At 72.1% G+C, this 24,747-nt stretch carries 10 protein-coding genes and 1 tRNA gene; 6 read left to right on the top strand and 5 right to left on the bottom strand.

Features of this window, described 5'->3' with window-relative positions:
• Positions 1 to 89: 89 nt before the first annotated feature.
• The gene (locus FJ658_RS04420) at positions 90 to 3,380 is read left to right on the top strand and encodes a collagen binding domain-containing protein (protein WP_141144170.1); all 3,291 of its coding nucleotides are present in this window, start codon (positions 90 to 92) and stop codon (positions 3,378 to 3,380) included.
• Positions 3,381 to 3,474: 94 nt separating this feature from the next.
• On the opposite strand, the gene FJ658_RS04425 is transcribed toward FJ658_RS04420, so the two are convergent.
• On the bottom strand, positions 3,475 to 4,902 hold the full coding sequence (locus FJ658_RS04425; RefSeq protein ID WP_141144171.1) for an HNH endonuclease signature motif containing protein: 1,428 nt from the start codon (positions 4,900 to 4,902) through the stop codon (positions 3,475 to 3,477).
• A gap of 239 nt (positions 4,903 to 5,141) precedes the next feature.
• Between FJ658_RS04425 and FJ658_RS04430 the strand changes: the two genes are divergently transcribed.
• Positions 5,142 to 5,924, top strand: a complete 783-nt coding sequence (locus tag FJ658_RS04430) for a phosphatase PAP2 family protein (RefSeq protein WP_255447557.1) — start codon at positions 5,142 to 5,144, stop codon at positions 5,922 to 5,924.
• 63 nt (positions 5,925 to 5,987) lie between these two features.
• Positions 5,988 to 7,283 (top strand): saccharopine dehydrogenase family protein, encoded by a 1,296-nt coding sequence (locus FJ658_RS04435; RefSeq protein WP_141144377.1) that lies wholly within the window; start codon positions 5,988 to 5,990, stop codon positions 7,281 to 7,283.
• Positions 7,284 to 7,393: 110 nt separating this feature from the next.
• On the opposite strand, the gene FJ658_RS04440 is transcribed toward FJ658_RS04435, so the two are convergent.
• Positions 7,394 to 14,317 carry an Ig-like domain-containing protein gene (locus tag FJ658_RS04440; protein ID WP_141144172.1) on the bottom strand — a complete coding sequence of 2,308 codons (6,924 nt, stop codon included), beginning with the start codon at positions 14,315 to 14,317 and terminating at the stop codon, positions 7,394 to 7,396.
• A 280-nt stretch (positions 14,318 to 14,597) separates the two neighbouring features.
• The gene (locus tag FJ658_RS04445) at positions 14,598 to 20,249 is read right to left on the bottom strand and encodes an Ig-like domain-containing protein (protein ID WP_181408323.1); all 5,652 of its coding nucleotides are present in this window, start codon (positions 20,247 to 20,249) and stop codon (positions 14,598 to 14,600) included.
• A gap of 234 nt (positions 20,250 to 20,483) precedes the next feature.
• Here FJ658_RS04445 and FJ658_RS04450 point away from each other — a divergent pair, with 234 nt between their 5' ends.
• Complete coding sequence (locus FJ658_RS04450) at positions 20,484 to 22,304, top strand: helicase HerA-like domain-containing protein (protein WP_141144174.1); 1,821 nt, start codon at positions 20,484 to 20,486, stop codon at positions 22,302 to 22,304.
• Positions 22,305 to 22,357: 53 nt separating this feature from the next.
• Here the strand turns inward: FJ658_RS04450 and FJ658_RS04455 are convergent, their stop codons facing one another.
• Both FJ658_RS04455 and FJ658_RS04460 read right to left on the bottom strand, forming a co-directional pair.
• Positions 22,358 to 22,987: a hypothetical protein gene (locus FJ658_RS04455; protein WP_141144175.1), complete on the bottom strand. Its 630-nt coding sequence runs from the start codon at positions 22,985 to 22,987 to the stop codon at positions 22,358 to 22,360.
• 39 nt (positions 22,988 to 23,026) lie between these two features.
• The gene (locus FJ658_RS04460) at positions 23,027 to 23,734 is read right to left on the bottom strand and encodes a TetR/AcrR family transcriptional regulator (RefSeq protein ID WP_141144176.1); all 708 of its coding nucleotides are present in this window, start codon (positions 23,732 to 23,734) and stop codon (positions 23,027 to 23,029) included.
• Positions 23,735 to 23,850: 116 nt separating this feature from the next.
• On the opposite strand from FJ658_RS04460, the gene FJ658_RS04465 reads away from it, so the two are divergent.
• Complete coding sequence (locus FJ658_RS04465) at positions 23,851 to 24,537, top strand: DUF998 domain-containing protein (protein ID WP_141144177.1); 687 nt, start codon at positions 23,851 to 23,853, stop codon at positions 24,535 to 24,537.
• 79 nt (positions 24,538 to 24,616) lie between these two features.
• A tRNA-Ser gene (locus FJ658_RS04470) sits at positions 24,617 to 24,701 on the top strand.
• Positions 24,702 to 24,747: the final 46 nt, after the last annotated feature.

Here is a 24,747-nt window from a genome sequence, read left to right on the forward strand (position 1 = left end):
GACACCCCTGAAAGGGGGGGTGGACCGGGCATGGCACGCGACCTGTGCGCTGGCTATGGTGAGCAGGCTTCATCTCGCCGGAGGGTTCCATGCCGCGTACGTCCCGTCTCCTCAGCGTCGCCGTCGCGGGCGTCGCCGCCCTGTCGCTCGCGCTCGCTCCCGCGGTGGTCGCCGTCGCCGCGCCCACGGGGTTCGTCGCGCTGACCCTCACCGGCTCGGGTGCCCCGGTGCCCGGCAGCATGGTCACCCTGCGGGTCAACGGCAGCATCGATCAGACCCAGTTCACCGACCCGGATGGTCTGCTGACCTTCACGGGTGTGCCGGCCGGGCAGATCGATCTCGACGCCGGTGCCGATCGTCAGGGCTGGACCCCGCAGCGCTCGACGGTGGATGTGGTGGCCGACGCGACATCGCAGGTGTCGATCGACCTCGTGCCCAGCCCCGACTTCGTCGTCACGGGGCTCGTCACCGGCCCGGACGGCGCGCCCCTCGTCGGAGCGTCCGTGACGCTGACCGCGCCGTGGGACGGCATCTACGACTCCTGGGGAACGCAGACCGACGAGAGCGGTCGCTACCGGCTCGACGGGATCTGGACTCCCGTCGCCCAGCTCATGGTGACCCCCGTCGACGCCGCGCTCGTGCCGTTCTCCCAGACCATCGACACCACCGTCGGCGGGCGGGACGTGCAGCTCGCGGCCGCGGCGACCGGCACCGCCCGGCTCTCGGGCCGGCTCGTCGACCGTGCGACCGGCGAACCCATCGAGGGCGCCTCGGTGTCGGTCGGCGCGATGAGCGCGAACGGCGGATGGTTCTCGCGCTCGGCGACGACGACCGCCGACGGGCGCTACGACCTGACGGCGCTGCCGGCGGGCGAGTACTCGATCAACGTCTGGGTGCCCGTGCTGCCGGGCGAGACCCCCTGGACTCCGTACTCCTCGCGCATCACGCTGGCCGACGGGCAGGACCGCGCCCGCGACATCTCGATCAAGCGGGTGCGCACCGGCACCGCATCCATCTCGGGTCATCTGCGTGATGACGCCGGCAACCCCCTCCCCAACGTCTGGATGTCGCTGGCCGGGGCCTTCAGCTCGGTGACGACGGATGCCGAGGGCGCGTACACGATCCCGAACCTCGTCGCCGGGCGGTACACCGTCGTGGTCGGCAGCATCGGCGAGCGGTTCAAGCCGCTCGACTGGGCGACCAGCGCCGTCACGGTGCCCACCGACTCGAGCGCGGTCGAGCGCGACTTCACCCTCACGCGCTGGCCAGTGGGGCAGCGCACCGTCTCGGGTGTCGTCACCGACGACCGCACGGGAGCGGCGGTGGCGGGCGCCCAGGTCGGGCTCTACCCGGTCGAGTCGGGCACGGCTCCCTACCGCAACACGACGGCGGATCCGAATGGGCGCTGGAGCTTCACCGACGTCGCCGCCGGCGACTACCGCGTGAGCGTCAACGCGCCGAACGGCGGCGGCAACTGGGCCTGGTCGGCGCCGAGCGACGTCGTGACGGTCGGCGCGACCGACGTCACCCTGCCGCTGCACCTGACCTCGGTCGTCGCGGGCGTCGGCGGAGTCCAGGGCCGGGTCGTCGACGCCGACACCCACCTGCCGATCGCCGGGGTGGAGCTCGCCGCGACCCGCAGCCAGGGCGGGTGGAACGCGCAGACCACCAGCGACGCGCAAGGACGCTACGCGCTCGCTCAGCTGCCGGCCGGCGAGTACTACCTCTCGGCGCAGAGCGACGGGCGACAGGTGCGCGGCGGCGGTGTGCAGGTCTCGATCGCCGACCGCGTCGAGCGCGTCAGCATCCCGATGATCGCCGCGCCGAGCCAGGTCGGCGGCGACGGTCTCGCCGAGGTCAGCGTCGTCGACGCGGCAGGTGATCCGATCACCGGCGCCTCGGTCTGGGTCACGACGCCCCGCGGAGACTGGGTGGCGACGAACGGCTCCTCCTCCGACAGCGACGGCCTCGTCGAGCTCGCGAACCTGCCGGTCGGCGAGGAGCTGATCGTGCACTCCCGCTCGGGCTGGATGGGCGGCAACGATCTCGTCGGATCGGCGCGGCTCACGGTCGCTCCCGGTGATGCCGCGACCGCGCTGACGCTCACCCTCGCCGCGTCGAGCACGATCGCCGGCGCGGTGGACGCGGCCGGCGTCGAGGGCGACCTGATCGTCGCGGCGCTCTCGGGTGACGGCAGCATCCTCGGCACCTCGGCTGTCGAGGACGACGGCACGTATCGCATCGTCGGCCTCGAGCCGGGTTCGTATCGGGTCATGCTCACCGGCGACTCGCTCAGGTTCTCGGGCGAGGCGGGTGAGGCGATCAGCGACGAGCTCGTCGCCGGTCAGCGCTTCTGGTCGTCGAGCTCCGTCACCGGTGTCGCGGCGATCTCCGACGCGGATGCGGTGCCGGTGACCGCCGACGAGGTCAGTCTCGGTCACGACTTCCGCGCGGTGCTCGGCGGAACGATCGCCACGACCGTGCGCGTCAGCACCGGCGACGGCGTCGCCGACCTGCCGGCGGGCAAGTTCCTGCGCGTCGCGGTCTTCGAGCGCCTCGGCGCGACGTGGTCCGAGCGCACGGACTCGGAGACCTGGGTCGCCGCGACGTCGGGCGGTCAGCTGCTCGTGCGCGCGCTTCCCGACGGCGACTACAAGCTCCGTATCGAGGACTCGGTGCAGGGCAACCGCGCGCTCGCGACGGTCTGGAACGGCGGTGCCGCGTCGCGCTCGGCGGCGGCGGTCATCCACGTCACCGGCGGTCACGTCACGCGACCCGACACCACCGTCATGGAGGTCGCCCGACCCGGTGACGACCCCGAGGCGATCGACCTCGACGACTACGACGGCGAGGTCGTGGCCGGACTCGAAGGCGGGGTCGACGCGCCCGCATCCGTGTCCGAGGGCCAGAAGGTCTCGGTCGACGTCGGCACCGAGTTCGCCGGCGAATGGGTCGCCGTCTGGGCGAACTCGACGCCCACGCTCGCCGCCGACTGGGTGCAGGTGCAGGCCGACGGCACGGTGGCCGTGCGAGTGCCCGCCGGGCTCACGTCGCAGGGATCTCAGCACCGGCTGGTCGTGCAGGATGCCGATCAGACAGCGATCGGCTGGGCCCCCGTGACCGTGTCGGCGACGCCCGGCGGCGGTTCCCTGCCGGGTTCCGGTGGCGGGACGATCCCCGGCTCGGTCGGAGACGGGTCGTCGGCCGCACCCGTCGGCGGCGGTATCGGCGCGACGGCGGCATCGGCGCGGGCCTCGCGTCTGGCCGCCACCGGGGTCGAGGGGTCGGGTGACCTCGCGCTCGCGGCGCTGGCGACCGCGGTGCTCGGTGCTGCGCTGCTGATCATGGGACGCCGTCGGCGACGGAGCGCGCGCGTCTGACGCCGCGTTCGCGTCGTGTGATCCGCGTCGTGCGATCCGCGTCGGCGGCGGCGATTCGGGTCGGTCACTCGCGGCAGCGCCGTGACCCGCTCGCTCAGAAGGGCGCGGGCTCGCGCGTAGGTGCGGCTGACGCTGACACGTCGCGCGATGTCCCGTTGTCGGGTGGGTCGTCGGGGTGGGCGGCGTCGTAGGTCCAGTCGGGTCCGGGATCGGGCACTCGGTAGGGGACGAACGCGACCGGTGAGATGGGGGCGTCTTCGCGGTAGATGCGGCCGGTCGGGGAGGTCCATTCCAGGTGACCGTGGGTCTTCTGCTTCACCGTCCACGGCGTGAACTGCTTCATCGAGTGATGCCGCTGGCACAGATGCGCGAGGTTGCTCAGCGCCGTCGGCCCGCCGAGGGCGTGGTCGTGGGTGTGGTCGAGTTCGCAGCGGATCGCCGCCATCCGACATCCCGGCCAGCGACAGTGCTGATCCCGCGCCCGCAGATGCCGACGCTGCGCCCACGCGGGACGGTAGGTGTCGACGGCGAGGACGGTGCCATCGGCGGGGTCGGTGAGCATCCGCGTCAACGACGGGGCGTTGCGGGCGAGGGTTCGGGCGGTGGCCGCGTCGATCGGGGCGCGGCCGATCAGGTCGGCGGGAGTGTCGTCGTGGCCGATGATCGACAGCGCCGACACCACGACCTGCACCTGCGCCCGGATCGCACCCAGCGCACCCTCCCCATCACCGTGCGCGGTGGGGTCGAGGGCGGGCGTGCCGGCGAGGAGGAGATCGGCGAACACATCGGCGCGCACCTGATCCACCGTCCGGCGATCCGCCGAGGAGGGATCTGCCGGATCGGGTTCACGCGCATCGACGATGACCTGCGCCTGACGTGTCAGGCGGTCGAGGATGCCGTCGCCGATCACGGTCGGGACCGTCGCGACGATGTCGCACATCCCATCCCGCCCGAGCACGAGACGCACACCCCGGCCCCGCGCCGCCTCGTCGTGGCGCTCGGTCAGCGTGCGGTCGGTGAGACGTTCGGCGAGCAGTTCGAGAGCGGCCCGCACCCGATTCGGGGTCTCGGACAGGCAGCGGTCGATCGCGGAGAGCTCGAACCGCTCCCGCACCTCGATCGGCACGATCCGCCCCGCATCCACGATCACCCGCACGTGCCCGCGGGTGATGCGGCCGTCCTCCCATGCGGCGAGGGTGGTCGGGAAGCACTCGACGAGCTCGCGGGCTTCGCCGATGCGCGCCTGCACGGTCCGGTCGGTGATCCGCAGCACACCACCGAGCTCCGCCGCGATCGACCTCAGGGCCATGTCATGCGACCGCACATTCGCCGACGCACCCGCAGCATCCAGCTCGGCCAGCTGTCCGGCGCGGGCGAGCATCCGCACCTCCGCGACCTGCGCCGCCGACACCGCCGCCGCGACGCTATCGGCCTCGCCCACGAGCACTCGCAGCGCATCCACCGACGCCCCGAGCACGACGGAAGAGCCGTCGCCTCGAGGTGTCGTCGCGGTTGCTTTCATGACTTCATCGTGGCAACGACCAGCGACATCCCGGGGTACCGGTCACTACCGTCACAACCGCAGGTCAGGGCACGATGTAACGGCCCGGGAAACATGGGGTCCGGCTACTCAGAAGCGACCCCGAGGCAGCCGGATGGCAGCACCGCCAGCTCAGACGATCGGCTGCGACGTCCGTCTTCGAGCCGTCCGCGCGCTGTGCGATCGGCGGTCGGCGCGGCGGCGCCCGCTAGCGTGACGGGATGCCGCCCGCACCCGCCGAACGACCGCATCCCGTCGCGGCGGTGCAGCGCCGCACCCCGATGTTCGCGGCTCTCGTGGTGCTCGGCATGGCCTTCGGTCTCGGCGCGCTGCTCGCGGTGCGCGGCGCGCAGCCGCCGGGATTCGACCGCGAGTGGATGGCCGAGATCATCGAGCACCGCAACCCGATCTGGGAGGCGCCGTCGCTGCTGTTCAACGCGATCGGCGGCGGCTGGTTCGCCGTGTTCGTCGTGCCGCTCGGGGTGCTCGCCGTGCTGCTCATCGTGCGCCGACCGTGGGCGGCGCTCTACTGGGCGCTCGCCTGCGGCGTCAGCGCGCTGCTCGTGCAGGTGCTCAAGGCGCTGTTCGGGAGGGCGCGGCCGGAGGACATCCTGGTCGCCGTCGATCCCGGCTCATTCCCCTCGGGGCATACGGCCAACGCGGCGACGCTCGCGGTCGTGCTGGGCATCGTGATCGGGCGGCGCTGGGTCGGGGTGCTCGGCGTCGTCTACACCGTGGCGATGATGCTGAGCCGCACCTACCTCGGCGCCCACTGGATGACCGACACGCTCGGCGGCCTGCTCATCGGCGTCGCGGTCGGGCTGCTGGGATGGGCGGCGCTCGCCGGTCCGCTGGAACGCGAGCGGGCGCGCCGACGCGAGATCGCGGCGGCGCGGTTCGCGGGCGCGGCGGGTGCCTCGGCTGCCGCGTCATCGGCGTCGTCCAGTCCGTCCGCGACCTCGACCTCGAATCCGCCCTCGCCTGACGACGGAGTCGCGCGCTAGCCTCCCGGCATGAGCGATGCGAGCGCCGCGAGCGACCCGAGCGACGACCTGACCACCCGCCCGATGCGCATCCTGCTGGTCGGGGCCGGCGGCGTCGGCGACGCCTTCGCGCGCATCGCCGCGCGCCGTGCGTTCTACGAGGCGATCGTCGTGACCGACTACGACGCGGCACGGGCCGAGCGCACCGTCGCGTGGATCCGCGAGCGGCACGGCGATGAGGTCGCGGCGCGCTTCACGGCGGCGCGCATCGACGCCTCAGACCCGGCCGACGTCACCCGCGTGGCGCAGGAGCACGGCGCGACGCATGTGATGAACGCCGTCGAGCCGAAGTTCGTGCCGACGATCTTCCGCGGCGCGCTGGATGCCGGCGTCGACTATCTCGACATGGCGATGTCGCTGTCGGAGCCGCATCCCACCGACCCCTACGGCACGACCGGCATCAAGCTGGGCGACGACCAGTTCGCGCAGGCGCCCGACTGGCAGGCCTCGGGTCGGCTCGCGCTCGTCGGCATGGGCGTCGAGCCCGGGCTCTCGGACGTCTTCGCGCGCTACGCCTCCGACCACCTCTTCGACACGATCGACGAGCTCGGCACGCGCGACGGCGCGAACCTGGTCGTGCGCGACGAGGCCGGCAACGAGATCTTCGCCCCGTCGTTCTCGATCTGGACGACGATCGAGGAGTGCCTCAACCCGCCCGTGGTCTTCGAGAAGGACAAGGGCTGGTTCACGACCCCGCCGTTCAGCGAGCCGGAGACCTTCACGTTCCCGGAGGGGATCGGCGAGGTCGAGTGCGTCAACGTCGAGCACGAGGAGGTGCTGCTCATGCCGCGCTGGCTCGACGCGCAGCGCGTGACCTTCAAATACGGCCTCGGCGACGAGTTCATCGGCGTGCTCAAGACCCTGCACCTGCTCGGTCTCGACTCGACGTCGCCGATCCGCGTGCGCAGCGCATCCGGCCCGGTCGAGGTGGCCCCGCGTGACGTCGTCGCGGCGGCGCTGCCCGACCCCGCGACCATCGGACCCCGGATGACCGGCAAGACCTGCGCGGGCGTGTGGGTCACGGGACTCGGCGCGGAGGGCACCGAGTTCGCCGGCCGCCCGCGCGAGGCCTACCTGTACCACGTGAGCGACAACGAGTGGACGATGGCCGAGTACGGCGCCCAGTGCGTCGTCTGGCAGACGGCGCTCAACCCCGTCATCGCGCTCGAGCTGCTCGCCACCGGCGTCTGGTCGGGGCTCGGCGTGCTCGGCCCCGAGGCCTTCGACGCGGCGCCCTTCCTCGAGCTGATGGCGCGCCCCGTCGCCGACGGCGGCTACGGCCAGGCATGGGGTCTCGAGGAGCGCACGCCCGCGAGCTGACGCCTCGTCGTCGAGCGCGGGATGCGCGGGCGAAGGCGGCTGCGACGGGCGAGGGCTCGAGGAGAGCGCCCCAGGCCGCCTGACCGCGGCCGGCCCGCCGCAGCCGCCGCTCAGCTCGCGCTGCCGCCGTGGCCGCGCCCGCCGAGGCGAGGCGTGCGGGCCCGACGCCGGGCGAGCACGAGCCCGCCGGCGCCGAGCACCATCAGCAGCAGTGCGAAGAGCAGGGGCAGCCCGCCGTCGACGCCGGTGCCGGCGAGCCCGCCGGAGCCCGTGCCGCCCGTGCCGGGCGCACCCGGAGTGCCGGGGTCACCGGGCGCGGTCGGAGCGCCCGGGCCGTCGATCGTGAGCACGGCCTGCGACAGCGTGCCCGCCTGGTCGGCCACCTGGTAGCCGATGCTGGCGACGCCGCGGAAGGCGGGGTCGGGCGTGAAGGTGATCGTGCCGTCGGGGTTGGCGACGTAGACGCCGACGCCCGCGACCTCGACGCGCTGCACGGCCGCGCCGCTGACCGGGTCGATAAGGCGCAGCGAGCTGCGCACGAACGGCGAGGCTCCCGGCTGGTCGTTGCCGAGCACGTCGACCGTGACCGGCTGACCGTCGCGGGCCGAGGCCCGGTCGTCGACGGCCTTCGGCGGCGTGACCGACACGGTGAGCGTGGATGCGGTGGTCACTCCGTTGCCGTCGGCCACCCGGTAGGGCGTGGTGACCGAGCCGGTGAACCCGGCCGCGGGCGTGAAGGCGATCTCGCCGGCGACGACCTCGAAGACGCCCTGCGGCACCTCGAGGCGGGTGACCGGGTTGCCGTCGCCGTCGAGCAGCACGAGGGTGGCCGGGTCGAGCGGCGAACTCGTCGCGGTGTCGTTGGCGAGCACATCCACGGTCACGGCGACACCGGGATCGGTGCTGGCGCTGTCGGGCTGCGCGGCCGGCGGGGCGAGCACGGTCGGGGTCAGCGTCGCCTCGGCGGTGCCGCCGATGCTGGTGCCGACCCGGTAGGTGATCGGGGTGCCGGCGCCGACGAAGCCGCTGACGGGCACGAAGCGCACCGTGCCCGCGGCGGTGTCGACCGTGTAGGTGCCCTCGCCCGCGACCGTGAGCGTGGTGACCGGGTCGCCGGTGGCCGGGTCGATCAGCACGAGCGTCGACGGCACGAACGTGACGTCGGGGTCGCCGGTCGCGTCGTTCGCCAGCGGGCTGAAGTCGACCGGGCTGCCGACGGGCGCCGAGGCGACGTCGTCGTTGGCGGCCGGCTGGCCGGGCTCGAGCACGGTGACCGTGATGGTCGACGTGGCGGCGGTTCCGAAGGTCGTCGCGGCGCTGTAGCCGACGGGGCTGGTCTGCCCGACGAAGGTGTTCAGCGGCGTGAAAGTGACCTGGTTGCCGGCGACGCTCCAGGTGCCCTGGTTGGGCACGATGAGCGTCGTGACGGAGTTGCCGCCGCCGTCGAGCAGGCGCACGCCCGCGTCGACGAAGGTCGACTGCGCCGAGCCGGTGCTGTCGTTCGTCGTCGGGTCGAGGGTGACGGCCGTGTCGAACGGCGTGGTGCGCTCGTCGGCACGTCCGGTCGGCGCGGCGCCCGGGGTGACGGTGATCGTCAGCTGGGCGGCGGCGGTGCGACCGAGGGTGTCGGCGGCCTGGTAGCCGACCGGCGCCGCGGTGCCGCTGAAGCCGGGCACCGGCGTGAACCGGATGCCTCCGGCGACGACCGCGTAGTCGCCCTGCCCGGCGACGGTCAGCGCGGTGACCGGCGTGGTGCCGTCGAGCAGGCGCAGCGTGCTCGCGTCGAAGCGGGCGGCGGGGTTGTCGGTGTCGTTCGCGAGCACGTCGGTCGTGACCCCGACGCCCTGCGGCGTCGTGTTCTGGTCGTCGGCCGCGCTGGGCGCCGGCGGGGCGCCGACGGTGACCGTGATGGTCGACGCGGCGGTGCGCCCGAAGGTGGTCGTGGCGCGGTAGCCGATCGGGTCGGCCTGGCCGGTGAACGAGGCGCGCGGGCTGAAGGTGACGACGCCGTTCGCGACGGTCCAGGTGCCCTGGTCGGCGACCATGACGGTCGTCGCGGGCTGACCGCCGGCGTCGATCAGCCGCACGCTCGAGGCGACCCAGGTGGCCGTCGGGGCGCCGGTCGCGTCGTTGTCGGTGGGGCGCACATCCACGCTCGTGTTCCAGGGGGTGGATGCGGTGTCGGGCTGCGCGATCGGAGCGTCCGCCGCCGTCACGGTGACGGTGACGGTCGAGGTCGTGCTGCGGCCGAGGCCGTCGCCGACGCGGTAGCCGACAGGGGTGCCGACTCCGGCGAACTCGGGCACCGGAGCGAAGCGCACCGCGCCGTTCACGACCGAGTAGGTGCCCTCACCGGTGATCGTGCGGGTGCTCACGGCCTGGCCGTCCGCGTCGATCAGCACGAGGGTCGCGGGGTCGAGCGGCGCCGCCGGGGTGGCGGTGTCGTTGTCGAGCACCGGCACCGTGATCGGCGTGTTCTCGGGCGTCGTGGCCGTGTCGGGCTGGGCGCTCGGCGCCGGCGGCGCGCCGACGGTGATCGTCAGCGTCGAGCTGACGGTCGTGCCGAGGTTCGTCGCGGCCGTGTAGGTGACGGCCGGGGCGGCGCCGCGGAACGCGGGATCGGGGTCGAACGACACCGTGCCGTCGGTCGCGACCGTGTACACGCCGACGCCCGCGACCTCGAGGGTCGTGACGGGGGCGTCGCCGTTCGCGGCGTCGATCAGGCGCAGCGTGGTCGGGTCGAACGTCGCGTTCGCCGCGCCCGTGCTGTCGTTGCCCAGCACGGCGATGCCGGTGACCGTCGTGTCGTAGGGCGTGGTCGCCGTGTCGGCCGTGCCCGTGGGCGCGGCGGCCGGCGTGACCGTGTCGGTCAGCGTGGTGCTGGCGAAGCGGCCTAGTCCGTCGGTGACGCGGTAGGTGACGGGCGCGGCCGGGCCGGTGAAGGTCGGCACCGGCGTGAAGCGGATCTGCCCGTCGACGACCTCGTAGAGGCCCTGGCCGGTCACGTTGAGCGACGCGGCCCAGGTGTCCGGTCCCGTCTGCAGCTCGAGCGAGTCGGGGTCGAACACCGCGGCCGGGTTGTCGCTGTCGTTCGCGAGCACGTCGGTCGTCACGGCGACGCCCTGCGGTGTCGTGTCGGTGTCGGGGTCGGCGGTCGGCGCCGGGGGCGCATCCACGGTGATCGTGATGGTCGAGCCGACGGTCTTGCCGAAGTTCGTCTGCACGCGGTAGTCGACCGGCGCGGTCTCGCCGCTGTAGGTCTCGACCGGCGTGAAGTCGACCGTGTTGTCGCTGGTGTCGACGACGTAGGTGCCGACGCCGGGCACGACGAGCGAGGTGACCTCGGTGCCGGAGCCGTCGACGAGCACGAGCGAGCCGACGACGAAGGCGGCGGCCGTCGAGCCCGGCGACGCGCTGTCGTTGGCCGTCGGGGTGACGGTCACGGGCGTGTTCCACGGCGTGCCCTGGGTGTCGGGCGCGGCCGTCGGGTCGGCGGCCGCCGTCACGGTGGGCGTGTAGCGCGAGGTGGCGACGCGGCCCTTCGTGTCGGAGACCTGGTAGGGCACGCCGCTGGTCGTGCCGGTGTAGGTCGGCAGCGGGGTGAAGCGGATGCTGCCGGCCGGCACGGTGCCGCCGACCGAGTAGGTGCCCTGCCCGGCGATCGTGCGCGAGGTGCCGGTCGTGCCGTCGGGGAAGCGCAGCAGCACCGATCCCGGCACGAGCTCGGCATCGGCGGCGTCGGTGTCGTTGCCGACCACGTCGGTGGTCACGGCGACGCCCTGCGCGGTGGTGTCGATGTCGGGGCTGGCCGCGGGGCCGCCCGTCTCGCCGACCTGGATCGTGATGGTCGACTGCGCGGTCTGGCCGAAGGTCGTGTCCTCGCGGTAGGTGACCGGGGTCGTGGTCGCCCCCGCGAAGGTCGACAGCGGCGTGAACACGGCGCGGCCGTTCGCGATCGTCCAGGTGCCCTCGTTCGCGACGACGAGCGTGGTCGACTCGACGCCCGCGGCGTTGACGTAGCGCAGCGTCGAGGCGACGAAGGTCGCGGCCGTCGAGCCCGGGTCGTCGTTCGCGGCCGGGTTCAGGTTGACCGCCGTGTTGTAGGGCGTCAGGCGCGTGTCGGGGTTGCCGGTCGGCGCCGCGGCCGGCACGACCGTGTCGACGAGGGTCGCGCTGGCGTAGCGGCCGAGGCTGTCGGCGACGCGGTAGGTGACGGCGGATGCGGTGCCCGAGAACGTGGGCAGCGGCGTGAAGCGGATCTGCCCGTTCACGACGTCGTAGGTGCCCTGGTTCGCGACGGTCAGGGTCGACGCCCAGGTGCCCGGTCCGGTCTGCAGCTGCAGGGTGCCCGCGTCGAAGCGCGCGGCCGGGTTGTCGGTGTCGTTGGTGAGCACGTTCGTGGTCACCGGCACGCCCTGCGGGGTCGAGTCGGAGTCGTTCGCGGCGGTCGGCGCCGGGGGCGCATCCACCGTGATCGTGATGGTCGACTGTGCGGTCTTGCCGAACGTGGTCGTGGCGCGATACGGCACGGCCGTGGCGACGCCCGAGAAGGTGTCGACCGGCGTGAATCCGACGGTGCCGTCGGCGTTCACGACGTAGCTGCCCTGCCCGGCGACCGTGAGCGACTTGACCGGGTTGGCGCCGTCGAGCAGCACGACCGAGCTCGCGACGAAGCTCGCGGCGGTCGATCCCGGGTTGTCGTTGGTCAGTGGAGAGACGCTGGTGGCGGTGTTCCACGGCGTCGACTTCGTGTCGGGGGTCGCGGTGGGCGCGGGTGCCGGCGTGACGGTGATCGTCAGCGTCGACTGCGCCGTGCGGCCGAGCGAGTCGGCGACACGGTAGGGCACCGAGGTGGCCGTGCCGCTGAAGGTCGGCAGCGGCGTGAAGCGGATCTGGCCGCTCACCACGTCGTAGGTGCCCTCGCCCGCGATCGTGCGGGTCGCGACGGCGTTGCCGGCCCCGTCGAGCAGGGTGAGGCTCGAGCTCTGCAGCGGGAACGCGGCGGGCGCGGTGTCGTTGGCGAGCACGTTCGAGGTGATCGCGACGCCCTGCGGCGTGGTGCCGGTGTCGCTGTTGGCGACCGGCAGCGGCGGCTCGCCGACCGTGATCGTGATGGTCGACTGCACGCTGCGGTTGAACGTGGTGGTGGCGGTGTAGTTCACCGCGGTCGCGGTGCCGCGGAACGACGCGAGCGGCGTGAAGGTGACGATGCCGGTGGTCGTGTCGACCGAGTACGAGCCCTCGTTCGCGACCGTCAGCGACGTGACCGGGGTCGAGCCCTGCAGCAGACGCACGCTCGACTTGGTGAACGATGCCGCCGTCGAGCCGGGGTTGTCGTTCGCGGTCGGGTCGACCGTGGTGGCGGTGTTGTACGGGGTCGACTTCGTGTCGGGCGTCGCGGAGGGCGCGCCCGCCGCGGTGACCGTCGGCGTGATCTTGGCGGCGTTCGAGGTGTGGCCGAGCGAATCCTGCACGGTGTAGCTCGGCGGCGTCGAGACGGTGCCGGTGAAGGTCGGGAGGGGCGTGAAGACGACCTGGCCGCTCTGCACCGTATAGGTGCCCTGCCCGGCGACCGTGACGGTGCTGCCGGTGGCGCCCGAGACCGGGTCGATGAGCGTGATGGTCGACGCGTTGAGCGTGCCGGCGCGGGCGGTGTCGTTGCCGATCACGTTGATCGTGACGGGCGTGCCCTGCGGGGTCGTCGCCGTGTCGTCGGCGGCCAGCGGCGGCAGGTTGATCGTGAACGGCGTCGGGTCGGTCGTGCCGGCGACCGCCGGGTCGTCGGAGGTGACCGTCTGCGAGCCGTACTGCACCGTCGCGGTGTTGGTGTTCGATCCATTCGTCGCCGTGGCGCCGACGAGCGCCTTCGCGGTGAAGGTCAGCTTGCCGGCGCTGGCCCTCGGCACCGTGATCGAGGGGATGCTGAGGGTGCGCCCGCCGTTCGAGATCGCGGGCGTGCCGCCGCCGGGCTGGGCGGGCGAGACGCCGCCGCTGACCCAGGTGAGGCCGGTCGGCAGGGTGTCGAGGAAGTTGATCGCCGACACCGACTGCGCCGTCGGGTTCGACAGCTGGAACGTGAAGGTGAGCTGATCGCCGACGGTCGCGATCGAGGGCGAGACCGACTTGCCGAGCGTCGCCGGCAGGCAGGCGGTGGCGTCGAAGGCGCCGAGGCCGGTCTGCGGGATCGCGCCGAGGTCGGTCAGCACCCGGGCGCTCGGGTCGAACTTCCAGATGTGTCCGGTGCCCGTTCCCGGCGTGTCGCGGTTCTGGTAGTAGTACAGGTTGCCGAGCGCGTCGCTCCACGAGCCGCCCGCGCGCCGGGTCGGCGAGAGCAGCTGCGGGGCCGCCGACATGGTGACCTTGCCGATCGTCGGACCGCCGGCCGCATCCAGGTCAATGTCCCACATCTGACCCGCGTCGTCGGGGGCGTAGAGGTGGCCGTCGTAGGGGTTGAACGAGACGTCGTCGAGCTGCGAGGTCGGCAGCGTGCCGGCGACGGTCGGCGTCAGCGTCTGGCTCGTGCCGACCTTGGTGCTCACGTTGAGCTTGGTGATCTGCGTGTTGTCGGTCGACACCCAGATGAGCTGGTTCTCGTCGTCGATGACGCCGTTCAGCGGCTGGCTCTGCTTCGGGGCGGTGCCCTGGTAGGTGGGCGCGCCGATGTCCTCGAGGTCGCTGCCGTAGCCCGCGCCGAAGCGCAGGATGTGCCCGGCGGTGGCGCCCGTGCCGGTGTCGATGCCGTAGACCAGCCCGTCGTTGACGTTGTAGCCGATCGCGTTCATCGGCCGCGTCAGCGTCACACCTGGCGTGAAGGTCAGTGTTCCGCCGTTGTTGGAGATGCGCGACACGACCGCGTTGGTCGTCGTGCTGGCCGCCGACACGGTGATGCCGGCGTCGGTGCACGGGATGGCCGCGGGCGCCGCATAGGCGGGCTGCGCGGTCTCGACGGTGCCGATGACGACGAGCGCCGTCGCAGCGACCGCCGTGGCGGTGAGGATGGACAGCCCCCGGAGGGCAGGACGATGCGAGGACATCGAGCGCTCTTTTCCCTGATCAGGAAGGGTCCGACGGTGGTGAGTCGCCCGGCCGCACCTCGCCCCCGCGAAGTTCGTTGACAGCCGTGAAGGATCCCCCTTGCGAGGGAGCGTAATGGAGAACCCCTTGCCTGCCTACCCCGTCAGTGAGAGCCACTCACCCGGGTGACGAGGGGTGTCTGCGGCCGTGCCCGAGCGTGTCCGTTCGCCGCCGGACGCACGGGAGGGCGGGACCGACCGTGTCGATCCCGCCCTCCCACGGTGCTCAGCGTGCCTCGGCTCAGCTCGCGGCGTCACCCTCCGCGCGGCGGCGGCGCAGCTGCAGGCTGAGCAGCGCGAGCGCGCCCGCGAGCAGCAGCGACAGCGACACCGTGAGGCCGGCGATCGGGCTCACCCCCGTGGCCGCGAGGCCGCCGGCGCCCGAGCCGGATCCGGCGGGAACCGCATCCGGGCCCTCGATCAGGATGACCGACTCCGACAGCACCCCCGCCTCATCCTCGACCTGGTAGCCGATGCGGTAGTCGCCGGTGAAGCCGGCGACGGGCACGAAGGTGACGGTGCCGTCGGCGTTGACCGAGAACACGCCCACGTTCGGCACGTCGACGCGCGTGACCGGCGCGTGCGTCGTCGGGTCGAGCAGACGCAGCGTGCTGCGCACGAAGGGCGTGCGGCCCGGGGTGTCGTTCGCGAGCGGGTCGATCGTGACCGGGCGACCGGCCTCGACCTTGACGACGTCCTGCGTCGACTCCGGCTCCTTCACGGTGACGGTGACGGTGGATGCGGTGGGCACCCCGTTCTCGTCCTCGACCTGGTACGACGCCACGGCCTTGCCGGTGAAGCCCTGCGCCGGCGTGAAGACGATCTCGCCCGCGACCACCTCGAAGACGCCCTGCGGGGTCTCGAGGCGGGTCACCGGCTTGCTCTCCGCATCCAGCAGCACCAGGGTGCTCGTGTCGAGCGGCGAGGTGGTGGCCTCATCGTTGTCGAGCACGTCGACCGTGACCGCGCGGCCCGGGTCGGTGACGGCCGTGTCGGCCTTCGCCACCGGGGGAGCGAGGATCGTCGGCACCAGGCGCGAGCCCGTCTCGTCGCCGAAGCTGGTCTCGACCGTGTAGGCGACCGCGTCGGCCGTGCCGACGTAGCCGGCGACCGGCGTGAAGGTGACCTCGCCGGTGGTGCGGTTCACGCTCCAGGTGCCCTGGTCGGCGACGGTGACCTCGGTCACGGGGTCGCCGGTCTTCGGGTCGGTGAGCGACAGGGTGTCGAGCTTCCAGCTCGCCGCCGGCACGCCGGTGCTGTCGTTGCTCAGCGGCGTGAAGACGATCGGCTTCTCGAAGGGGCCGCTCTTCTCGTCGATGCTGGCCGTCGGAACGCCCGGTCGGCCGACCTTCACGTGGATGGTCGAGTCGGCCGTGGTGCCCAGGTTCGTCGTCGCGCGGTAGCCGACGGCGTCGGCCGTGCCGGTGAAGTCGGCGTCGGGCGTGAAGGTCACGACGCCGTTCTCGATGGTCCAGACGCCCTGGCCGGCGACCTCGACGCGGTCGGTCGGAACCGGGGTCGCGTCGCGGCTGAGCAGCACGGTCTTCGACGTGTCCCAGGTCGCGTAGGGCGAGCCGAGGTCGGTGTCGTTGGCCGTCGGGGTGATCGAGACCGGGGTGTCGTAGTCCGTCGACGTCTCGTCCTTGACCGCCGCGGGCGCATCCGCTGGCGTCACCGTGATCTGCACGGTGTCGCTCACGTCGCGGCCCAGCGCGTCCTGGGTGACGTAGGTGAGCTTCGTGCCGGTGCCCGAGAAGGTCTTCGCCGGGGTGAAGACGACGTCGCCGTCGATGACCTCGTAGATGCCCTCGTCGAGCACGACCTTCGTCTTCGCCACGTCATCCGCCGGGTCGACGAGCTTCAGCTTCGAGCCGTCGAGCGGCGCCGCCGGGGTGGCGGTGTCGTCGCCGAGCACGTTCACTGTGACCGAGGTGCCCTGGTCGATCGTCTGCGCGTTCGGCTTCGTCGTCGCGACCGGCGGGATGCCGACGGTCGGGGTGATCGTCGAGCTGATCGGCTCGCCGAAGGTCGTCGTGGCCGAGTAGCCGATGCCCTCGTCGGGGGTGCCGGTGAAGGAGGCGTCGGGCGTGAAGGTGACCTCGTCATCCGCGTTCACGGAGTAGGTGCCGACGCCCTGAACGTAGACCGCGTCGCGGGTCGGGCCGTTCGGTCCGGCCAGCATCAGGCTGTTCTTCACGAAGCCCTTCGCGGTCGACGTCGACTCGGGAGCCGGGTCGTCGTTCGCGAGCGGCGAGAGCGTGACCGCCGTGTTCCAGTCGGTCGACGGGGTGTCGGCCGTGGCCTTCGGCGCGGCGGCGGGGTCGACGCTGACGACCACCGTGGATGCCACGGTGCGGTTCAGCGTGTCGGTCACCCGGTAGTCGACGGCCACGCCGGCGCCCGTGTAGGTGGGCAGCGGAGCGAACTCGACCGTGTCATCCGCGGTCACCGTGTAGGTGCCGACGCCCTCGATCGTGACGCTCTTCGCCCACGTCGTGTCGGCGCCGTCGGTCTTCTTCAGCTCGAGCGTGCCCTTCTTGGGCGGGTTCGCGGGGGTGAAGGGGTCGTCGGCGAGCACGTCGACGGTCTTCTTCACACCCTGCGGGGTGCTGTCGCTGTTCGGCAACGCGACCGTGGCGGCCGGGGCCGAGACGGTCACGTCGATCGTCGTCGTCGCGGACTTGCCGTAGGTCGTCGAGGCGGTGTACTTCACCTGCGTGGCCGCGCCCGAGAAGGTGTCGAGCGGGGTGAAGGTGACGCGGCCGTCGGCGCCGACGGTCCAGGTGCCCTCGTCCGCGACCTCGAGGGTCGTGACGGGCTGCGCCGGGTCGCCGTTCTTCAGCAGCTTCACGCTCGTGGCGACCCAGGTCGCGCCGGTCGCGCCGGTGTCGTCCTTGCCGGCCCCGTCGGCATCCCCGTTCAGCACGTCGAGCGTGATGGCGGTGTCATAGGGGGTCGTGCCCGAGTCGGGCTTCGCGACGGGGTTCGGCGCGGCGACGACCGTGTCGGTCAGGCTCGCGGAGGCCGTGCGGCCGAGCGAGTCCGTCACGCGGTACGGGATCGTCGTGCCCTCGCCGGTGAACGTCGCGACCGGCGTGAAGGTGATCTGCCCGTCGGCGGTCGTCTCGTAGACGCCCTCGTTCGGGATCGTGACCTTCGTGCCCCACGCGTTCGTCGCCGGGTCCTGGATCTGCAGGGTCGTCACGTCGAAGCGCGCGGCGGCGTAGTCGGTATCGTCGGCGAGCACCTTCGTGGTCACCGGCGTGTTCTGCGGCGTCTCGTCGGTGTTCGCCTTCGCGGAGGGAGTCGGCGGGGCGCCGACCGTGATCGTGATGGTCGAGCCGGTCGTGCGGCCGAAGCTCGTGCCGACCTCGTAGGAGACGGCCGTGGCCGGGCCGGTGAAGCTGTCGAGCGGCGTGAACTTCACGACGTCGTTGCCATCGCCGTCGACCACGACCTCGTAGGTGCCCTGGTTCGCGACGACGAGCTTCTTCGTGGTGCGGGTCGCGCCGCTGCCGTTCGGGTCGACGAGCACGAGACTGCCGGGGGTGAAGGTCTCGACGGTCGAGCCGGTCTTGTCGTTCGCGAGCGGGTTCACGGTCGTGGCCGTGTTCCAGTCGGTGTCCTTCGTGTCGGCCTGCGGCGCGGGAGCCGGGGCCGGGTCGACCGTGACCTTGACGGTCGAGACGTTCGACCACTGGCCCAGGCTGTCCTTGACGCGGAAGCTCACCGCGCCCGGGTCGCCGGTGAAGGTCGCGACGGGGGTGAAGACGACCTTGCCGTCCTTCACCTCGTAGGTGCCCTTGCCGTCGATCGTGATCTTGCTGACGTCGGCGTTGCCGTTCGCGGTGTCGACGAGGGTCAGGGTGCTCGCCGCGATCGTCGCGGCGGAGCCGCCCGTGGTGGCGTCGGCCAGCACATCCACCGTCTTCGCGACGCCCTGCGGCGTCGTGTCGGCGTGCGACTTCGTGGTCGGCGGGGCCGGTTTGCCGACCGTGATCGTGATGGTCGAGCTCAGCGGGGCGCCGAAGTTCGTGGATGCCGTGTAGGTCACCGCGGTCGCGGTCTTGCCGGCGAAGCTCGCGAGCGGCGCGAAGGTCACGACCCCGTCGACGACCTTGTAGGTGCCCTCGTTCGGGATGCTCAGGGTCGTCACGGGCGCGTTGCCGTTGTTCGGGTCGAGCAGCTTGACGCTCGAGGCGTCGGCGGTCTCGTTCGTACGCAGCGGCACGTCGTTCGCGAGCGGCGAGACGCTCACCGCCGTGTTGTAGGCGGTGTCCTTCGCGTCCGGCGTGGCCGTCGGCGCGCTGCCGGTCGCGGCGGTCACGGTCGGGGTGATCGTGGCCTGGTTCGACTCACGACCCGCGGTGTCCTTGACCGTGTACTTCGCCGGCTTCGTGACCGTGCCCGTGAAAGTGCCGGCGGGGGTGAACACGACCTCGTTCGACACCACCGTGTAGGTGCCCTCGCCGTCGACCGCGACGGTGTTGTTCGTCGCGGCGGTGCCGTCGGGGTTGTAGAGCGTGATGGTGGCGGGGTCGATCGGGCTGGTGCGGGCCGTGTCGCCGGTGCGTACCGGGATGCTGACGGCCTTGCCCTGCGGCGTCGTCGCGGTGTCGTCGTTCGCGAGCGGCGGCATGACGAGCGTGAACGGGGTGCCGTCCTTCTCGCCGAGCTGGTTCGGGTCGTCGGAGGTCACGGTCACGTCGCCGGTCGGCGTCGTGTAGATGACGCTCGCCTGGTTGATGTTCGTGCCGGCGGCAGCGGTGTAGCCGACCTTCGCCTGCGCCGTGATGACGGTGCGTCCGTCGCGCGCGCGGGGCACCGGGATGTTCCCGCTGACGGAGAGGGTCCGACCCGAGATCGAGGCGGTCGCCGAGGCCGGCACGCCGGTCACGCTGCCGGCCACCCAGGAGAGCCCGCTCGGGAGGGTGTCGGCGAAGGCGTGGGCGTTGGTGGCCTGGTTGGTGGGGTTGCTGATCGTGAACGAGAACGTCAGCGTGTCGCCGACGGTCGCCGAGCTCGGCGACACCGTCTTCGACATGGTCGGCGGGAGACAGGCCGTGGCGTCGAACACCGAGGCGGCGGCGATCGCTCCCATGTCGGTGTAGGTGGCGGTGCTCGGGGCGTATTTCCAGAGGTGATGCTGGGCGGCGAGGTTCTGGTAGAAGTACATGTTCCCGACCGAGTCGCTCCACGATCCACCGGCTCGGCCGTTCGGTGCGCCGGGGCTGTTGAACGCGGGCGTGGTCAGGGCCAGCGTCGCCTCGGCCGTCGTCGGATCGATCTTGAGCATTCCGCTGTCGGTCAGGGCGTAGAGCGAGTTGCCGTACGGGTCGAACGAGATGTCGTCGATCTGCGGCACCGTGCCGGTGATCTTGGTCGAGGTCGCAGTGCGCGAAGCGCCCGTGGCGAGCGAGACCTTCGAGACCCACGCGTTGCTGTTGTTGTTGCGGACGATGAAGTACATCGTGTTCGTGTCGTCGACGACACCGTTGAGCAGCTGAAGCGTTCCGACGCCGGAGATGTTCCAGTTGATCAGGCCGAGGTCCTCCTCGCCGGAGCCGTAGTCGCTGCCGAACCGCACCAGATGCCCGGCCGAGTTGACGCCATAGACGAGGCCGTCCATCACGTTGTAGCCGATTCCGTTGACGTTGTCGTTCAGGGTGCCGACCGCCTCGAGCGCACCCGTCGTGTTGTTCACCCGCGAGACGGTGCTCGGGTCGCCGGCGGCGTTGGCCGAGACGGTGATTCCGGCCGTGGTGCAGGTCACCGGCGTCGCCGCCTGCGCGGCCTCGGGTGCGGCGATCGCGCCGAGCACGGCGAGGCTGGACGCGGCGAGCGCTCCGGCGGTCAGGGTCGCCAGGGCACGGATGGGCGTACGGGTGCGCACGAAGAGTTCTCCCCCTGACGCTCCACCGGGTTTCGGGGCCATCGCGTGCGGTCGCCCATCGGGGTCGGGCGGTCGGGGGCACGCGCAGGAGCGTCTCCAGCAGGCTATCCGACGGACATTCGGATTCCAGCCCCGTTTTGAGGGTGATCCGGTCGGTTTCCGGGGTACGCGCGTACCCCGCGAGGCGGTGGATGCGGCCTGTCGCGGGACAGGTCCGCTCAATAGGCTGAGCCCATGAGTGACGCCGAGGACAAGGTCGCGGCCGCCCGCAAGGCGCTCGAGGAGGCGCAGGCGGCGCTCGCCGCCGCCGAGGCGGAGTCGGCGGCCCCGGCGGCGCCCGCCACCCCTGCCGCCCCCGAGCCCGTCGTATCCGACGCCCTCGAGCCCGCGGCGCCCGCGGCCGACGCCCCCGCCGGCCCGCTCGCCCCCGAGCAGATCGACGTGATCCGCGCGGGCTACGCCTTCGACGGGCCCGCCCTCGAGATGGGAGCCCTCGTGAACGGGGATGCGCTGGCTGATGTGCCCGTGCGCATCCCGCTCGGCATGACCAACCGCCACGGCCTCGTCGCCGGCGCCACCGGAACCGGCAAGACCAAGACCCTGCAGGTGCTGGCCGAGCAGCTCAGCGCCAACGGCGTGCCCGTCTTCGCGGCCGACATCAAGGGCGACCTGTCGGGCATCGCCAGCCCCGGCGAGGGCAACGAGAAGCTGCTCGCCCGCACCAAGGGCATCGGGCAGGACTGGACGCCGCAGGCCGCGCCGACCGAGTACTACACGCTCGGCGGACTCGGCACCGGCATCCCGATCCGCGCGACCGTGTCGAGCTTCGGCTCGCTGCTGCTCAGCAAGGTGCTCGGCCTCAACCAGACCCAGGAGTCGAGCCTCGCGCTCGTCTTCCACTACGCCGACCAGGCCGGCCTGCCGCTGCTCGATCTGAGCGACCTGCGCGCCGTGCTCACCTTCCTCACGAGCGACGACGGCAAAGACGAGCTGAGCCAGCTCGGCGGACTCTCGAAGGCGACGGCCGGGGTCATCCTGCGCGAGCTGATCGGCTTCGCGGATGCGGGGGCCGACGTCTTCTTCGGCGAGCCCGAGATCGACACCGCCCAGTTCCTGCGCACCGCGACCGACGGACGCGGAATCGTGAGCCTGCTCGAGGTGCCGAGCGTCGCCGACCAGCCGGCTCTGTTCTCGACCTTCCTCATGTGGCTGCTCGCCGACCTGTTCAACGATCTGCCCGAGGTCGGCGACCTCGACAAGCCGAAGCTCGTGTTCTTCTTCGACGAGGCACACCTGCTCTTCAAAGACGCGTCGAAGGACTTCGTGGCGCAGATCACGCAGACCGTGCGCCTCATCCGCTCGAAGGGCGTCGGCATCTTCTTCGTCACGCAGACCCCGAAGGACGTGCCCTCGGATGTGCTCGCCCAGCTGGGCAGCCGGGTGCAGCACCAGCTGCGCGCCTTCACCCCCGAGGATGCGAAGGCGCTGCGCGCCACCGTCACCACCTACCCGAACAGCGGCTACCAGCTCGGGGACGTGCTGCAGTCGCTCGCGACGGGCGAGGCGATCGTGACGGTCATGAACGAGAAGGGCGCGCCGTCACCCGTCGCCTGGACCCGTCTGCGCGCCCCGCAGGGGTTGATGTCGCCGACCCCGCACGAGCAGATCGCCGCGAGCGTGAACGCCTCGCCCCTGCTCGAGCAGTACGGCACCGCGATCGACCGCGAGTCGGCCCGCGAGATCCTCGCCGCGAAGATGGAGGCCGCGGCGGCCGCCGACCGCGCCGCCGAGGAGAAGGCCGAGGCCGAGGCCGCCGCCGCGCAGAAGGCGAAGGACGACGCGAAGGCGCAGCGCGACTACGACAGGGCGCTCGCCGACGCACGCAGGGCGCAGGGGCGCACGACGACGACCCGCACGACCGCGAGCCGCGCATCCACCCGAACCTCGACGAAACGGCAGAAGACCGTCGTCGAGGAGGTGCTCGGCTCGACGACCGGGCGCACCGTCATCCGCGAGATCGTGCGCGGCATCTTCGGCACGCTGAAGCGCAACTAGGAGCGCGTCGGCGCCGACGGTCGACTCCGCTGCGCGCGGCGGGACGTGCGGGCTCAGCGCCCGAACATCTGCTCTCCGCCGAGCGTGAGCATCGCCCCGGCGGCGACGCCGAGCGCCAGCAGTCCGGCACCCAGGATCGCGGCGACGCGCAGCCAGGGCTTGTTCTCGAACCAGTACTCCGAGCCGGGGTAGGTCGAGAAGAACAGCTTGGCCGGGATCGGCTCGGCGACCACCTGCACCGGAACCGGCATGGCCGCGGCGATCCGCTCGAGCAGACCGTCTTCCCAGAAGTTGCCGCGCAGGCGGAAGAGCCGACGCCCGTTCTCGTCGCGAACCAGCAGCTGCTGCACCGGATCCGGCGCCGCGCCGATGAAGATCGGCACCACCAGCACCTCGTGCACGTCGTCGAGGTCGACCCGCACCATCGGGCTGAAGATGCCGTTGCCGCTCAGCTCGGTCTCGGTCAGGCGGGTGTGGATCGTCAGCTGGCGCAGCCCCAGCGACACGCACGTGGCGATCGCGACGACCTCGACGATCACGGTCGGCAGCCAGTCGTCGCGCAGCACCACCAGCGCCACGGTCACGGGCACGAGGGCCAGCACGAGCGCCGTGATGCCGGTGATCAGCAGCGAGCGCTTGGGGCGCGCGAAGACGAGTGTGGTCGGTGTCGTCATGGTCGTCACCCCGCCATCCCCTCGGGTCGTGTGCCTCGATGGTCGCAATCATCCCGGATGCGCGCGGCTCCCAGTTCGGGGGCGACCTGATTCGGGGGCCGTCGGGTCGGGTTCAGGGCACGTTCCCAGCGCGTAGGCGCGCTGGAACGCCTCGGCGCCGGCGCGCGCGCTCGCCCGCACACGGCGCCGGGTCGGCGGGGCCGGGTCGAACATCCCCCGGTCGAGGTCGGCGCCCATGATGAGGAAGGCGAAGTGCTCGGCGGTGAGGCGGGGGGATGCGGCGCGCAGCAGCCCGCGCTCGGCGAGATCGCCGAAGAGGCGGGCGAGCGCGCGCATCACCGCCTCGGGCGCATGGTCGCGGTACTCGGCGGCGAGCTCGGGGAAGCGGCGCGACTCGCTCGCGAGCAGTCGGCGCAACGGCAGCACGGGGCCGATCAGCACCGACTCGGCCAGGCGCACCGCGATCTGCGACAGCGCCTGGGCGAGGTCGCGGGCCTCGGCGATCGCCGCGACCTCCACAGCCAGCGAGGCGCTGAAGCGGTCGGCCGTCGCGATCGAGCGGAGGATCGTCGCCCGGAACAGCTCGTCCTTGTCGCCGTAGATGTTGTAGATCGTGCGCTTGGCGACGCCGGCCGTCTCGGCGACCTGGTCGACGGTCGCGTCGACGAAGCCCCGCTCGAGGAAGACGGCGGCCGCGGCGTCGAGGATCAGCGCGCGCGAGCGCACCGTGCGCGGGTCCTCGTGCTCGTGCGGCATCCGCGCCCTGCTCTCGTCGATCGCCCTTCTCGGCGGCCCGGCGCTTGCGCGCCGCGATCGCTGCTCGCTACCGTACCGCGCAGTGCAGTAATGCACTCGAGAGTGCAGGAGAGCGCATGCCGGGACCCGACGACGACCTCGACCGCGGCGCCGCCGCGACCCGCAGCCTGCTCGGCTGGGGTGTGGTCGCCGGACCCTTCTACGTCGTGGTCGGGCTGGTGCTCGCCCTCACCCGGCCCGGCTTCGAGCTGAGCCGGCACGCGCTGTCGCTGCTCATGCTCGGCGACCTCGGCTGGCTGCAGCGCGCGAACCTGGCGCTCACCGGACTCATGGTGCTGGCGGCCGCCGTCGGCATCGTGCGCGCCATCCGCAGCGGGCGGGGCCTCGCGATCGGCGTCCTCACCGGGGTGCACGGCGTCGCGCTCGTGCTGAGTGCGGTGTTCGCGCCCGACCCGGTGGCCGGGTTCCCGCCCGGATCGGCGGGCGGCGAGTTCAGCCTCTCCGGCATCCTGCACCTGCTCTTCGGCGCGATCGGCTTCGTCGCGATCGCCGTCGCGGCGTTCGCGCACGCCGCATGGAGCCGCGGTGTCGGTCGGCCGCGCGTCGCCGTGCTCAGCGTCGCGCTGGGAGTGCTCGTGCTGCTCGGCTTCGCCGGCGGCGCCGCGCTCTCGGGCGGACCGGCCGCCTCCGCCGGTATCGCGCTGCTCTGGATCGCCGTGCTCGCCCAGTTCGGCTGGCTCGCCCGCGCGTCGTCGCAGATCTACGCCTGGTCGCCGCATCCGCTGCGCTCGAAGCGCGGCTGAGCCGGCTCAGTCACGGCCGGGTCGGAGCGTGTGCTCATGCCCGGTAGGATGGGCGTCGGCTCCGCCACGGCGGACGCCAGGAGGATTCGCCTAGTGGCCTATGGCGCACGCTTGGAAAGCGTGTTGGGTGAAAGCCCTCGGGGGTTCGAATCCCCCATCCTCCGCAAATCGGGGCGGGACGCGAGTAGTGTCCCGCCCCGATCCCGTTCT

The sequence above is a fragment of the Schumannella sp. 10F1B-5-1 genome (genome assembly GCF_006517535.1).
Classification (GTDB): domain Bacteria; phylum Actinomycetota; class Actinomycetes; order Actinomycetales; family Microbacteriaceae; genus Schumannella.